Source organism: Marinobacter sp. F4206 (genome assembly GCF_019392195.1).
Lineage (GTDB): Bacteria > Pseudomonadota > Gammaproteobacteria > Pseudomonadales > Oleiphilaceae > Marinobacter.
Genome location: NZ_JAHXKI010000002.1, coordinates 815,902 through 830,804, shown reverse-complemented (window position 1 = coordinate 830,804; position 14,903 = coordinate 815,902). Strand labels below are relative to the sequence as shown.

At 59.4% G+C, this 14,903-nt stretch carries 12 protein-coding genes; 5 read left to right on the top strand and 7 right to left on the bottom strand.

Translation table 11 applies throughout. From position 1 onward, the window contains the following. Positions 1–24: 24 nt before the first annotated feature. The 3 genes from KZO34_RS06260 to KZO34_RS06250 all read right to left on the bottom strand — a co-directional run bounded on the left by KZO34_RS06260 (position 25) and on the right by KZO34_RS06250 (position 2,306). Positions 25–771 carry an amino acid ABC transporter ATP-binding protein gene (locus KZO34_RS06260; protein WP_257900214.1) on the bottom strand — a complete coding sequence of 249 codons (747 nt, stop codon included), beginning with the start codon at positions 769–771 and terminating at the stop codon, positions 25–27. Between the two features lie 13 nt (positions 772–784). After that, positions 785–1,456, bottom strand: a complete 672-nt coding sequence (locus KZO34_RS06255) for an amino acid ABC transporter permease (protein ID WP_219474513.1) — start codon at positions 1,454–1,456, stop codon at positions 785–787. A 91-nt stretch (positions 1,457–1,547) separates the two neighbouring features. Beyond that, positions 1,548–2,306 (bottom strand): transporter substrate-binding domain-containing protein, encoded by a 759-nt coding sequence (locus tag KZO34_RS06250; RefSeq protein WP_219474511.1) that lies wholly within the window; start codon positions 2,304–2,306, stop codon positions 1,548–1,550. Between the two features lie 303 nt (positions 2,307–2,609). On the opposite strand from KZO34_RS06250, the gene KZO34_RS06245 reads away from it, so the two are divergent. Beyond that, the gene (locus KZO34_RS06245) at positions 2,610–4,145 is read left to right on the top strand and encodes an arylsulfatase (RefSeq protein WP_257900213.1); all 1,536 of its coding nucleotides are present in this window, start codon (positions 2,610–2,612) and stop codon (positions 4,143–4,145) included. Positions 4,146–4,249: 104 nt separating this feature from the next. Here the strand turns inward: KZO34_RS06245 and metF are convergent, their stop codons facing one another. The 4 genes from metF to KZO34_RS06225 form a co-directional block, all read right to left on the bottom strand. Then, a complete protein-coding gene (gene metF / locus KZO34_RS06240) occupies positions 4,250–5,119 on the bottom strand; it encodes a methylenetetrahydrofolate reductase [NAD(P)H] (protein WP_219474509.1) in 870 nt (289 codons plus the stop codon). Positions 5,120–5,131: 12 nt separating this feature from the next. Next, positions 5,132–6,526, bottom strand: a complete 1,395-nt coding sequence (gene ahcY, locus KZO34_RS06235) for an adenosylhomocysteinase (protein WP_219474507.1) — start codon at positions 6,524–6,526, stop codon at positions 5,132–5,134. Between the two features lie 64 nt (positions 6,527–6,590). Next, positions 6,591–7,781, bottom strand: a complete 1,191-nt coding sequence (gene metK, locus KZO34_RS06230) for a methionine adenosyltransferase (protein WP_219474504.1) — start codon at positions 7,779–7,781, stop codon at positions 6,591–6,593. 153 nt (positions 7,782–7,934) lie between these two features. Next, complete coding sequence (locus tag KZO34_RS06225) at positions 7,935–8,936, bottom strand: metalloregulator ArsR/SmtB family transcription factor (protein WP_219474501.1); 1,002 nt, start codon at positions 8,934–8,936, stop codon at positions 7,935–7,937. Between the two features lie 225 nt (positions 8,937–9,161). Between KZO34_RS06225 and tkt the strand changes: the two genes are divergently transcribed. The 4 genes from tkt to fba all read left to right on the top strand — a co-directional run bounded on the left by tkt (position 9,162) and on the right by fba (position 14,644). After that, positions 9,162–11,162: a transketolase gene (tkt, locus tag KZO34_RS06220; RefSeq protein WP_219474499.1), complete on the top strand. Its 2,001-nt coding sequence runs from the start codon at positions 9,162–9,164 to the stop codon at positions 11,160–11,162. After that, on the top strand, positions 11,162–12,196 hold the full coding sequence (locus tag KZO34_RS06215) for a type I glyceraldehyde-3-phosphate dehydrogenase (RefSeq protein ID WP_219474496.1): 1,035 nt from the start codon (positions 11,162–11,164) through the stop codon (positions 12,194–12,196). Before tkt ends, KZO34_RS06215 begins: the two co-directional genes overlap by 1 nt. A 29-nt stretch (positions 12,197–12,225) precedes the next feature. Further along, positions 12,226–13,386, top strand: coding sequence for a phosphoglycerate kinase (locus tag KZO34_RS06210; protein ID WP_219474494.1), 1,161 nt, complete (start codon positions 12,226–12,228; stop codon positions 13,384–13,386). 193 nt (positions 13,387–13,579) lie between these two features. Further along, positions 13,580–14,644, top strand: a complete 1,065-nt coding sequence (gene fba, locus KZO34_RS06205) for a class II fructose-bisphosphate aldolase (RefSeq protein ID WP_219474491.1) — start codon at positions 13,580–13,582, stop codon at positions 14,642–14,644. Positions 14,645–14,903 lie beyond the last annotated feature (259 nt).

Sequence of the window (14,903 nt, the reverse complement as noted above, 5' to 3'; positions counted from 1 at the left end):
CAGCCGGTCAGGGCGAAACCGTGATCAGTGGGCGAGAACCCGGGACAGGAACGCCTGGGTGCGCTCATTCTGAGGGTTGTCGAACACGTCGTGCGGCTTGCCCTGTTCCACAATCTGGCCTTCGTGGATGTAGATCACCCGATCGGCCACCTCGCGGGCAAAGCCCATTTCGTGGGTGACAACCATCATGGTCATCCCTTCCTTGGCCAGTTCGCGCATGACGTCCAGCACCTCGCCGATCATTTCGGGATCCAGTGCCGAGGTGGGCTCGTCGAACAGCATCAGCCGCGGTTCCATGGCCAGTGCCCGGGCAATGGCCACCCGTTGCTGCTGACCGCCAGACAGCTGGCTTGGGTACTTGTCCGCCTGGTTACCGATCCCGACCCGGTTCAGCAGTCGTTCAGCGGTAGCGTTGGCGACCGTTTCCGAGGTGCTCTTAACCTTTTTCGGCGCCAGCATGATGTTTCTTTTCACCGTCAGATGCGGGAACAGGTTGAACTGCTGGAACACCATGCCGACTTCCTTGCGGATCTCGGCCAGGGATTTCGGATTGCCGCTCTTCGGCGCAAGCGGGTGCCCATCCACCTTGAGGTGGCCGGATTCAAACTCTTCGAGACCGTTGACGCAGCGGATCAGGGTGGATTTGCCAGAGCCACTGGCGCCGATGACCACCACCACTTCGCCTTTGGCGACCGTCAGGTCAATGTCTTTCAGGACATGCAGCTTGCCGAAGTACTTGTTCATGCCCTTCATTTCTACGATATCAGTCATGAGTCGCTTTCCTTCAGACAGAGGCCAGACCGCGCCGCTCAACATAGCGGAGGATCAGGGACAATGAGAGGGTGATGGCGAGATACAGGATCGCGACCACGAAATACACCTCAAACGCGGTGAAGGTATTGGCGATGTAGATCTGGCCCTGGCGGACCAGTTCGCCGACGCCAATGACCGAGAACAGGGAGGTGTCCTTGATACTGACGATGGCCTGGTTGCCGAGGGGCGGGATCATCCGGCGGAACGCCTGGGGCCAGATGATGGACCAGAAGGTCTGGGTCCGGGACAGGCCAAGGGAAAGCCCGGCTTCGGTCTGGCCCTTGTCGATGGACTGGACGCCACCACGCACAACCTCTGAAATGTAGGCGCCGGAGTTCAGGGCGATGGCCGCAATGCCGGCGGTCAGCGGCTCAATGGGGCCGCCGATCAGGTCAGGCAGGCCGTAGAAAATGAACAGTACCTGGACCAGGATAGGCGTGCCGCGAAAAATTTCGATGTAGGCGGTCGCCGGCCAGCGCAGGAACCATTTTTTGTTGATGCTCAGAAGGCCAAAGAAGATGCCCAGGGCGAAGCCGATAAGCAGGCCGCCGAATGAGATCAACAGAGTGTAGGGAATCCCTTTGATGAGAAAAGGGATAGAGTCGATGGCTGCTTGCCAGTCGAACTGAAACTGGAATTCCACAGTGAGAATCTCCGAAGGGTTTTGCAGTCAGGAATAGCCGGGGTGGTGCCACCCCGGCGCAGGGAATCAGACCCTGAAGGTCCGGTTGCCCTTACATGCCTTCCGGCATCGGGCCAAACCACTTCTCGTAAATGGTCTTGTAGGTGCCGTCTTCCTTCATGGAAGCCAGAGCGTCGTTGACGTCGTCAACCCATTCGCTGCCGTCCTTGAGCGCAATGCCGTACTGCTGACCTTCGTACAGTTTGCCAACGGTCATGACCTTGCCTTCACCCTTGGTGCGGGCGAAATAGCCAACGTTCGGAGCGTCATAGAACACCGCATCAATGGCGCGTGACATCAGAGCCATGTACATGTCGGAGCTGCCCGGATACGGGGTCACGCCGTCGTCCTGTTCGATGTTCTTCATCAGGTAATCGTAACTGGTGGAGCCGATCTTGGTGCCGATCTTCTTGCCTTCAAGATCTTCCAGGGCCTTCACACTGTCTTCGCCCTCGCGCACCAGAATGCGCAGACCGGAGTCATAATACGGGTCGGAGAAATCAACAATCTGCTCACGCTCTTCGGTGATTGTGATGCCGGCAATGGCGATATCCACGTTGCCGGTCTGCAGGGCCGGGATGATGCCGTTGAAATCCATGGTGTTGAGGTCGATCTCGAAGCCGGCACGCTTGCCCACCTCGCGGATGATTTCCATGTCGAAACCGATCATCTCGCCGGTTTCCTGATCCATCATTTCGAACGGAACAAAACTCGGGTCAGTCACGACGCGCAGGGTCTCTGCGCTGACGGTTCCTGCGGCGACGGTGAGTGCCAGGCTGGCGCCAACTGTTTTCAGCCATTTTGTACTCATGCTTTCTCCTTTCGCTTTTTTATGATGCCCCGTATGCCCGGTAAGGCAGGCCGGCAATCACGGCTGGTGACTGTGAACGCCGGGGAGCGTTAATGGAACTGCATCGCAGGGAGTTTAGCTGAATGATCAGCAATTTGCAGGCGCAGGCCTAAATGCGCCGGGGATCATGCCTCCGAAGTGCTGCCTGGTAGCGGGATACAAAGGGTGGTCTAAACTGAGTTCGAGGCGGGAGTCGGTCACGGCAGATTGCAGGATTTCTGTTCGAGGCGCCCCCATAAAACCTTTTTGATGGAGTCTTATGCAATGGAGATGTTTCGGATTGCCCTGGTGGCCTGCGCGTTGACGTTCCTTTCCCTGGCGCCCGCCACCGCAGCGGATAAGCCCAATATCCTCATCATCTGGGGTGACGACGTCGGAATGTGGAATATCAGCGCCTATCATCGCGGAATGATGGGGGGCTCCACCCCCAATATCGACAGCCTTGCCACCGAAGGCATGATCTTCATGGATCATTATGCCCAGGCCTCCTGTACGGCGGGGCGGGCGGCCTTCATCACCGGTCAGTATCCGATCCGCACCGGCTTGACCACGGTTGGCCTGCCAGGAGCCAAGGAGGGGATTCAGGACAGTGACCCGACTCTCGCACAGATGCTCAAGGATCATGGCTATGCCACCGGCCAGTTCGGCAAGAACCACCTTGGCGATCGCGATGAGCATCTTCCCACCGCCCACGGCTTCGACGAATTTTACGGTATCCTCTACCATCTTAACGCCGGCGAATACCCGGAGCAGTATGACTACCCCAAAGATGAAGAGGTGCTGGAGAAGTATGGACTCAAGCAGCGGGGTATCATCCACTCCAGGGCGATGCCGGACGGTACACAGGAGATCAAGGACCTTGGCCCCTGGGGTCGGGAGGTTCAGCGGAATCTTGACCAGGACGTTCTGGAGGAGTCCAAGCGCTTCATCAAGGAGGCGGTCAATGACGACAAGCCGTTCTTCGTCTGGCACAACACTACCCGCATGCATTACCGCACCAACCTCAACGAGGAGTATGAAGGTAAGAGCGGTTACGGACTCTACGCGGACGGCATGATGGAACTGGATGACGACGTTGGCGAACTGCTCAAGCTTCTAGAGGAGCTTGAAGTAGACGACAACACCATCGTGATGTTCTCCACCGACAACGGAGCCCCTTCCAATTCCTGGCCCGATGGCGGCAACCATCCCTTCCATGGCGAGAAGGGGGTTGGCGGCTGGGAAGGCGGCTTTCGGGTGCCGATGCTGGTGAAGTGGAAGGACAGGGTTCCGGCGGCAACCCACACCGGGGAATTCATGACCATGGAGGACTGGGTGCCCACGCTGATGGCCTGGGTCGGCGACGATGACATCAAGGAAGACCTGCTTGATGGAATGGAAATCGGTGGGAAGGACTACAAAGTTCACCTGGACGGCTACGATCAGAGCGATCTCCTACTCAACAACGGCAAGAGCAATCGCAAGGAGTTCTTCTACTTCACCGAGACGGTCTTCCACGGTATGCGCTATGGCGACTGGAAGCTGTTGTTCATCGATCAGGAAGAATGGTTCCGGGCAGAACAGACCCCCCTGTCCACGCCTATTGTGATCAATCTGAAGCTGGATCCTTTCGAGCGCTTCATCGAGGCACGCGGCTACGACGAGTGGGCCGAGAACCGGAGCTGGATTCTGGGGCAGGCAGGGAAAGGCATTGCCAGGTTTGTGCAGACCTTCGAAGAATACCCGCCGAGCCAGAAAGGTATGTCAGTGCAGGTCACCAACCTCAGTGAGATGATCAACAATCAATCCATTAGCCGGTAGTCGGGATCGCTGCTGATACTATTAGTATGGGTAGAAAAAGGGCGCTGGCCGTCAACGCACGTGCGTGTCGGCCAGCGCCCTTTTTCGTGGCTGCCAGAGCGTGATTAGAACGAGATCTTTTCCCGTTCGTTGATGCCGAGGTTTTTCCAGATGTTCAGGCTCGGTGCCGCCTGGTTCAGTGTGTAAAAGTGCAGGCCGGGCGCGCCGGCCTCGAGTAGCTTTTCACACATGTTGGTGACCACTTCTTCGCCGAACTTGCGGATGCTGTCGGTGTCGTCACCGTAAGCTTCCAGCTGCTTGCGAATCCAGCGGGGGATCTCCGCACCGCACATGTCAGAGAACCGGACCAGATTGGAGAAGTTGACGATGGGCATGATGCCCGGAACCACCGGAATGGTGACGTTCATCTTCTCCAGACGGTCGATGAAGTAAAAGTAGCTGTCCGCATTGAAGAAGTACTGGGTAATGGCGCTGTTGGCGCCGGCCTTCACCTTGCGGGCAAAGTTCTTCAGGTCTTCTTCTGCGTTGCGGGCCTGAGGGTGGAACTCCGGATAGGCTGCCACCTCCAGATTGAAGGTGTCGCCGCTGTGCTCGCGAATGAACTCCACCAGCTCGTTGGCGTAGCGCAACTCGCCGGCTGCCCCCATGCCCGAGGGCATGTCGCCCCGCAGGGCAACAATCCGGTTGATGCCGTTCTCTTTATACACATCCAGCAGTTCGCCGATTTCCTGGCGGGTACCGCCCACGCAGGAGAGGTGGGGCGCTGTGGAAATGCCCTGGGAATGCAGGTTGAGCACGGTCTCAATGGTTCGGTCCCGGGTGGAACCGCCGGCACCGAAGGTGACCGAGAAAAAATCCGGGTCCACCTCGGCCAGCTGATTGCGCACATTCTTCAGCTTTTCCTTGCCCTGATCGGTCTTGGGCGGAAAAAACTCAAAGCTGAAGCGGCGCTTGAACTGTGTCTGACTTTCCATGATCCCGTCCGATCAGTACTTGTAGCTTTCTGGCTTGTACGGGCCTTCGACCGGTACGCCGATGTATTTCGCCTGCTCCGGCGTCATCTTGGTCATCACGCCGCCAAAGCCTTCAACCATGGCGCGGGCCACTTCCTCGTCCAGGTGCTTCGGCAGAACCTGCACGTAAACGCCTTTCTCCCGCGCGTCTTCCGGAAGGTCAGCAAACTTGCGCTCGAACAGGTACATCTGGGCCAGTACCTGGTTGGCGAAGGAACCGTCCATGATCCGGGACGGGTGGCCGGTCGCATTACCCAGGTTCACCAGGCGGCCTTCGGACAGCAGGATCAGGTGATCGTTGGCAGCCTTGTCGCGGTATACCACATGGACCTGAGGTTTGACCTCGTCCCACTCCCAGTTCTTGCGCATGTAGGCGGTGTCGATCTCGTTGTCGAAGTGGCCGATGTTGCACACCACGGCGCCGCTTTTGAGCGCCTTGAGCATGTGCGCATCGCACACGTTCATGTTGCCGGTGGTGGTGACCAACAGATCGGTATTCTGCAGCAAGGCCTTGTCGACGCCGGCTTCGGTGCCGGTGTTAACGCCCTCGAGGTACGGAGAAACCACTTCGAAACCGTCCATGCAGGCCTGCATGGCACAGATCGGATCGGCCTCGGTCACCTTCACGATCATGCCTTCCTGGCGCAGGGACGCGGCCGAGCCCTTGCCCACGTCACCGTAGCCGATCACCAGGGCTTTCTTGCCAGCCAGCAAGTGGTCGGTGGCACGCTTGATGGCATCGTTCAGGCTGTGGCGACAGCCGTACTTGTTGTCGTTCTTTGACTTGGTGACGGCATCGTTCACGTTGATGGCCGGCACTTTCAGGGTACCTTCGCGCAGCATTTCCTGCAGGCGATGAACGCCGGTGGTGGTTTCTTCGGTGACGCCGTGGCAGTTGGCCAGGATCTCCGGGTATTTCTCGTGGAGCAGGGCGGTCAGATCGCCACCGTCATCCAGGATCATGTTCGGTTCCCAGCCGTCGACGTCGGCACCAACGGTGCGCTCCAGGCACCAGTCGTACTCTTCATCAGTTTCGCCTTTCCAGGCGAAGACCGGGATGCCCTGGGCCGCGATGGCGGCAGCGGCCTGGTCCTGGGTAGAGAAGATGTTGCAGGAGGACCAGCGTACAGAGGCGCCCAGCTCGATCAGCGTCTCGATCAGCACAGCGGTCTGGATGGTCATGTGGATGCAGCCCATGATATTAGCGCCTTTCAGTGGCTGCTCGGCTTTGTACTTCTCGCGGAGCTTGATCAGGGCCGGCATCTCGCCTTCGGCGATGTTGATTTCCTTGCGGCCCCAGCCGGCCAGGGAAATGTCACGGACTTTGTAGTCGTCAAACTTGTTCAGTTGTTCTGCCGGAGTGCTCATGGATGTTCTCCTGTCAGTCATTTTGGGTTGGGCGCATGCTATCTGACATACGCCCGAAACAGATTCAGATACCAGCGGCGTCTTTCAGTGACGCCGCGCGATCGGTCTTTTCCCACGGGAAGGCGGTAAAGGATTTGCCGCCAACGGTCATCACGAACGGCTCGCGGCCAAAGTGGCCGTATGCTGCGGTGGCCTGGTACATGGGGTGCAGCAGGTCGAGCATGTTGGTGATCGCGTACGGGCGCAGGTCGAAGTGCTCGCGTACCAGCTGGACGATCTTGTCGTCGCTGATCTTGCCGGTGCCGAAGGTGTTCAGGGAGATAGACGTCGGCTGCGCCACGCCGATGGCGTAGGACACCTGGATCTCACACTTGTCGGCCAGGCCGGCCGCAACGATGTTCTTGGCAACGTAACGGCCTGCGTAGGCGGCGGAGCGGTCAACCTTGGACGGATCCTTGCCGGAGAACGCACCGCCACCATGGCGGGCCATGCCGCCGTAGGTGTCGACGATGATCTTGCGTCCGGTCAGGCCACAGTCACCAACCGGGCCACCGATCACGAACTTACCGGTCGGGTTGATGTGGAACTGGGTGTCCTTGTGCAGCAGCTCTGCCGGCAGGGCATGCTTGACGATCAGTTCCATCACCGCTTCTTTCAGGTCGGCCTGGGTTACGTCTTCATCGTGCTGGGTGGACAGCACCACGGCGTCGATGCCGGCAACACGGCCGTTCTCATAACGGCAGGTTACCTGACTCTTGGCATCCGGACGCAGCCATGGCAGCAAGCCGCTCTTGCGGGCCTCGGCCTGGCGCTGGACCAGACGGTGCGAGAAGGTGATGGGAGCGGGCATCAGTACGTCGGTTTCGTTGCTGGCATAACCGAACATCAGGCCCTGGTCGCCGGCACCCTGATCTTCCGGCTTCTGGCGGTCAACGCCCTGGGCAATGTCGACGGACTGCTTGCCGATAATGTTGATCACGCCACAGGTGTCACCGTCATAGCCAACTTCCGAGGAGGTGTAGCCGATGTCCTTGATCACGCCACGTACCAGGTCTTCCAGATCCACCCAGGCGCTGGTGGTGATTTCGCCGCCTACGATGGCAACACCGGTTTTAACCATGGTTTCGCAGGCCACGCGGGCGTGCGGGTCATCGGTCAGGATGGCATCCAGAACCGCGTCGGAAATCTGGTCCGCGAGTTTGTCCGGATGGCCTTCGGAAACCGACTCGGAAGTGAAGATGTTGTAGTCAGCCATAGCATTGCTCCTCGTTGAGCGATTCAAATTCGTACCGGTGGGTGTCAAAAATGACAGGTGCCGGTGACCGCGTTGTTGGTGTTTTGCGGGTATACGTAGTACTACTTACACCCATATCAAAGTTTTTTGATATTCCCTTTCGCCGGCCCCTTTTCAGGACTGGCTCGATGTCTTCCAGAACTCCCGGACCTGCACCTGGAAACCATTGCGCAGGCCGATAAACAGTTGTTCTCCGGCGTTCAATCCCGCCTCCGCGGCCCAGGCTGTCAGCTCTTCCGGCTCGAAGCCGAGCCAGAGGTCGCCGCAGTTTTCCTTGGCCCAGTCCTGGTCGTGGCTGCACAGTTCGCTGATCACCAGGCAGCCGCCGTTGTTCATCAGGGCCGCCGCGTCCAGAAAGATATCCGCCGGGCTGGGCACGTGGTGCAGGACCATGTTGGCAACCACCAGATCAAAGGCGTCGCCCCGGGCGAGCAGGGTGTCGGTCACGCCCTCAATCATGTCCACGTTGTTCAGTCGCTCGTCGATGCAGGTCCGGGTGGCCTTGGCGAGCATATCCCGGCTGTTGTCCAGGGCAACGACGTGACTGGACAGTTCAGACAGCACCTTGAGAAAGGCCCCTTCGCCCGGTCCGATTTCCAGAGTGGTTTGCCACGACTGTTTGGCCGCGCGCTTGCGCAACAACTCCGCTACCGGTTCGGCGTACAGGTCGAAGGCCGCAATCAGTTCCTGCTGCTCCCGGAACTGCTCCGCGTGCCGGGCAAAGAAGACCTGGGACTGGTCCGCCCTCTGGGTCCGGATGGCTTCGATCTTCGCCTGCAGATGGGCCGGCAGCTCCACCTTGTCCACGGTTTCGAAGATCTGGCGAATGGTCTGGTCCGTCAACTTGTCGCTGTCCAGATGCAGGGGGCGACGATAGAAGATCGCGTTGCCCTCACGCTGCGGCTCCAGCAGGCCGGCCTTGTGCATCACCTTCAGGTGGTGGCTCATCCCGGACTGGCGCATCTCGAAGAGCTGGCTCAGCTCCAGTACGCCGAAGGTGTCCCGGCGCAGCACACGCAGGATCTCCAGGCGCAGTGGGTCGCCGCTTGCCTTGAAGATCGGGGCCAGGGCGTCCACGGAGGACAGGTCGTTCGCGTGTGCGTTCATGGATGTCATGGTTGCGAAGTGTAGGTGGGTTCCGGTGGTCAATCAATAGCCATATCAAAAAATTTTGATATAGATTTATCATTCTTTGAAATCAGCCCGTTTCGGGAATCCACAGGGGCTGTTTTCTGGAATCCCCACATACCGATTTGCCCCGGCACACAGTAATCGGCGAAAATACGCGCCTCTTTTTTAGACAGTCCGAATTCTTTCCCGAAAAATACTGGAGAAACGTCAATGCCGTCTCGTAAAGATCTCGCCAACGCCATTCGCGCGCTGAGCATGGATGCGGTTCAGAAAGCCAAGTCCGGCCACCCGGGTGCGCCCATGGGTATGGCGGATATCGCCGAGGTGCTGTGGAACGACTACCTGAGCCACAACCCGGCCAACCCTCAGTGGGCCAACCGTGACCGCTTCGTACTGTCCAACGGTCACGGCTCCATGCTGCAGTACTCGCTGCTGCACCTGAGCGGTTACGACGTTTCCATCAGTGATCTGCAGAATTTCCGTCAGCTGCATTCAAAGACCCCGGGCCACCCGGAGTACGGTTACACCCCGGGTGTTGAAACCACCACCGGTCCATTGGGACAGGGCATTGCCAATGCCGTTGGTTTTGCGATCGCCGAAAAGGCGATGGCCGCGCAGTTCAACCGTCCCGGCCACGAGATCGTGGATCACTACACCTATGCGTTCCTCGGCGACGGCTGCCTGATGGAAGGTATCTCGCACGAAGTGTCCTCACTGGCGGGTACGCTGGGCCTCGGCAAGCTGATTTTCTTCTACGATGACAACGGCATTTCCATCGACGGTGAGGTCGATGGCTGGTTCACCGACAACACCCCCCAGCGTTTCGAGTCCTATGGCTGGCAGGTTATTCCGGCTGTTGACGGCCACGACGCGGACGCGATCCGCGCCGCCATTGAGGCCGGCCGTGCCAACACCGAGCAACCGACCCTGATTTGCTGCAAGACCGTGATCGGCTTCGGCTCCCCGAACAAGCAGGGCAAGGAAAGTTGTCATGGCGCCCCTCTGGGCGACGACGAGATTGCCCTCACCCGCGAGCAGTTGGGCTGGAACCACGATGCCTTCGAGATCCCGTCCGAGATTGCGGCGGCCTGGAATGCCCGGGAAAAAGGCGCAGTGGCCCAGAGCGAGTGGGACCAGGCCTTCGCGGCCTATGAAAAAGCCGAGCCGGAGCTGGCGGCGGAGTTCAAACGCCGGATGGCCGGTGAACTGCCTGCCGATTTCTCGGAAAAGGCCCAGGCCTACATCCAGGAGTGTCAGGACAAGGGCGAAACCATCGCCAGCCGTAAGGCGTCACAGAACACCCTGAACGCCTATGGCCCGTTGCTGCCGGAACTGATGGGCGGCTCCGCAGACCTGGCCGGTTCCAACCTGACCATCTGGGGCGGCACCAAAGGCCTGACCAAGGAAGACGCCAGCGGCAACTACATTTATTACGGTGTACGCGAGTTCGGCATGGCCGCCATCATGAACGGCATTGCCCTGCACGGTGGTTTCGTACCCTACGGTGCGACCTTCCTGATCTTCATGGAGTACTGCCGTAACGCCGTGCGGATGGCCGCGCTGATGAAGCAGCGTTCCATCTTCGTCTTTACCCACGATTCCATCGGCCTCGGTGAAGATGGCCCGACGCACCAGCCGATCGAGCAGTTGGCGAGCCTGCGCACCACGCCGAACATGAGCACCTGGCGCCCGGCGGATACCGTGGAGTCTGCGGTAGCCTGGAAAGCGGCTCTTGAGCGCAATGACGGCCCGACAGCCATGGTATTTTCCCGCCAGGGACTGCCGGCCCAGGCCCGGGACGCCCAGCAACTGGCCGATGTCGCCAAGGGTGGCTACATCCTGTCCGACAGCGAAGGCACACCGGACCTGATCCTGATTGCGACCGGCTCCGAAGTCGGCCTGGCGCAGGACGCGGCTGCCAAGCTTCGTGAGCAGGGCAGGAAAGTACGCGTGGTCTCCATGCCGTCCACCGACGTGTTCGATGCCCAGAGCGCCGAGTACAAGCAGCAGGTTCTGCCGTTGGATGTGACCAATCGCGTCGCCATCGAAGCCGGCATTGCCGACTACTGGTACAAGTACGTTGGCCTGGATGGTCGAATCATCGGCATGACCACCTTTGGTGAGTCTGCCCCGGCGGGTGAGCTGTTCAAGGAATTCGGCTTTACCGTCGATAACGTCCTCGAGGTGGCCTCCGAACTTCTGGAAGCGTGATGACAGAGACCTCGCCGTTTCGCATTGCCATCAACGGGTACGGCCGAATCGGTCAGTGCGTGTTGCGGGCGCTTTATGAAAACGGCTATCGCGACCATCTTCAGGTGGTCGCGATCAATGAGCTGTCGGATATCGACACCATTGCCCACCTGACACGCTATGATTCCACCCATGGCCGGTTCCAGGGTGCCATTGACGTGGAAGGCGACGACCTGCTCGTAAACGGCGACCGGATCCGGATCCTGAACCACCCGGATCCCGCAGACCTGCCGTGGCGACTGCTGGACGTGGATCTGGTGCTTGAGTGCTCGGGAGCGTTCTCGGATCGGGCGACCGCCCAGAAGCACATTGATTCCGGGGCCGGGCACCTGCTGTTCTCGCAGCCCGCCGAATCCGATGTGGATCGCACCGTGGTGTTCGGTATCAACGACAGCGAAGTGACCGGCGATGACCTGATTGTTGCCGCCGGCTCCTGCACCACCAACTGCCTGGTCCCGGTGATCAAGGTGCTGGATGATGCCCTGGGTGTTGAGTGGGGCACCACAACCACCATCCACGCCGCGATGAACGACCAGCCGGTGATCGATGCCTATCACCATCAGGATCTGCGCCGCACCCGAAGTGCCCTCCATAACATCGTCCCGGTGGACACCGGGCTGGCGCGCGGAATTGAACGCCTGCTGCCCCACATGGACGGCCGTTTCAGTTCGGTCGCCATGCGGGTGCCAACGCTGAACGTGTCGGCCATCGATATGGTGGTTAATGTGCGCAGCGCCACGTCGGTGACGGCGGTTAACAAACTGTTAGAGGGCGCCGCAAGCGGTGCTTTAAGCGGTATCCTTGGTTACACCGATGAGTTGCTCGCCAGTTCCGATTTCAACCACGACTCCCATTCCGGCGTGGTCGACGGCGGCCAGACCCGGGTAACCGGAGGGCATCTGGTGAAAGTATTGTGCTGGTTCGACAATGAGTGGGGTTTTGCGAACCGGATGCTCGACGTCAGCCGGTGTTGGCTGAGTAAGACTGACAACTGAATTACAGACCAAATCAAGGGAACAAGAGTATGGCCATCAAAAAGATGACTGACCTGAACCTCGCCGGCAAGCGGGTGTTGATCCGTGAAGATCTGAACGTGCCGGTCAAGGCTGGCAAGGTGACCAGTGATGCGAGAATCCGTGCGTCACTGCCGACCATCAAGGCGGCGAGAGACGCCGGCGCCAAAGTCATGTTGATGTCCCACCTTGGCCGCCCGGAAGAGGGCGTTTACGACGAGGCTTCCTCCATGAAGCCGGTGGCCGAGCATCTGTCCGCCGCACTGGGCCAGGACGTTCGCCTCATCAAGGACTACCTTGAAGGTGTGGACGTTGCGGACGGCGAAGTCGTGCTGTTCGAGAACGTACGCTTCAACAAGGGCGAGAAGAAAGACAATGAGGAATTGTCCAGAAAGTACGCCGCCCTGTGTGACGTTTATGTCATGGACGCCTTCGGCACCGCCCACCGCGCCCAGGCCTCCACCCACGGCGTTGCCCGTTTCGCGCCGGAAGCTTGTGCCGGCCCGCTGCTGGCTGCTGAGCTGGAAGCTCTCGGGAAGGCTCTCGACAACCCCGCCAAGCCGGTGGTTGCCATTGTTGGTGGTTCCAAGGTATCCACCAAGCTGGACGTTCTGAACGCCCTGGAAAAAGTCTGCGACCAGATCATCGTCGGTGGTGGTATCGCCAACACCTTCCTCGCCGCTGCCGGTCATCCGGTTGGCAAGTCGCTGTGTGAGCACGACCTGGTGGACACCGCGAAAGACATCGCGGCCCGCGTGGAAATTCCGCTGCCGGTGGATGTTGTGGTTGCCAGCGAATTTGCCGAGACAGCCCCGGCCACCACCAAGAATATCTCGGATGTGTCCGAAGACGACATGATCCTGGACGTTGGCCCGGAAACCGCCGGCAAGTTCGCGGACCTGCTCAAGAACGCCAGGACCATCCTCTGGAACGGTCCGGTTGGGGTTTTCGAGTTTGACCAGTTTGGCAACGGCACCAAGGCGCTGGCCGAAGCCATTGCCGAAAGCGATGCTTTCTCCCTGGCCGGCGGCGGAGACACGGTTGCCGCCGTTGACAAATACGGCGTAGCTGACAAGATTTCCTACATTTCCACCGGCGGTGGCGCCTTCCTGGAGTTCGTGGAGGGCAAGACCCTGCCAGCAGTAGCGGTATTGGAAGAGCGGGGGGCTTAACAGCCCGAAGACAGACAAGCAAGGTAGGCGGGACAAGCCATCCGGGACTGTGCGCAGCAGGGAAGCTGCGCTCAAGCGTACATGGACGTATTCACAGCGTGTCCCGGATGGCTTGTCCCGCCTGCCGCAGCAGGCTCCGTAGTCTGCAAAGGTTTCAATCGACTAATTAACGTCTAAACGAAGGAGACGACCCATGGCCCTGATTTCGATGCGGCAACTTCTGGATCACGCCGCCGAGCACGGTTACGGTGTGCCAGCCTTTAACGTAAACAACCTGGAGCAGATGCGGGCCATCATGGAAGCGGCCGACAAGACCGACTCCCCGGTGATCGTGCAGGCCTCCGCCGGTGCCCGCAAATACGCCGGTGCGCCGTTCCTGCGCCACCTGATTCTCGCGGCCGTTGAGGAGTTTCCGCATATCCCGGTGGTGATGCACCAGGATCACGGTACCAGCCCGTCGGTGTGCCAGCGCTCCATTCAGCTGGGCTTCAGCTCCGTGATGATGGACGGCTCCCTCGGTGAAGACGGCAAGACACCGACCGAGTACGACTACAACGTCGACGTGACCCGTCGCACCGTGGAAATGGCGCACGCCTGTGGCGTTTCCGTCGAAGGCGAGCTGGGATGCCTGGGCTCTCTGGAAACCGGTCAGGCCGGCGAAGAAGACGGCATTGGCGCGGAAGGCACCCTGGATCACAGCCAGATGCTGACCGACCCGGAAGAGGCGGCCGATTTTGTCCAGAAAACCCATGTCGATGCACTCGCCATTGCCATCGGTACCAGCCACGGCGCCTACAAGTTCACCCGTCCGCCGACGGGCGACATCCTGGCGATCGACCAGATCAAGGCCATCCACGCCCGGATTCCGGACACCCATCTGGTTATGCATGGTTCCAGCTCCGTGCCCCAGGAGTGGCTGAAGATCATCAACGAGTTCGGTGGCGAGATTCCGGAAACCTACGGTGTTCCGGTTGAGGAAATCGTGGAAGGCATCAAGCACGGTGTGCGGAAGGTCAACATCGACACCGATCTGCGCCTGGCCAGTACCGGTGCCGTACGTCGCTTCCTGGCCGAGAATCCGGCCGAGTTCGATCCGCGCAAATTCCTGAAAGCGACCATGAAGGCGATGACGGACGTCTGTATCGACCGTTACGAGGCCTTCGGTACCGCCGGCAACGCCAGCAAGATCAAGCCGATCAACCTGGAGCAGATGTTCGAGCGTTATGCTTCCGGCGAGCTGGATCCGAAAGTGAAGTAAATTCCGGTGCTACTGCCCCCTGGTTTTAAGAGCTCGGGGGCAGAGCCCAGGACGAACAACCGTTCAGAAAACGCCCGTGAATACATCCCTGTAGGGCTTGGTCGCGCCATCCCTGGCGCTCCACATTTCTGAACGGTTCCTCCCCCTGCGCTCTCTGAGCCTGATCCCCGCGCTAACTGATCTGTCTCAACTGAAAACAACATCAGCCTTGTAATTTCCCTCACCTCATCAAATATTGTTCTTAGTAACCGGACAATTC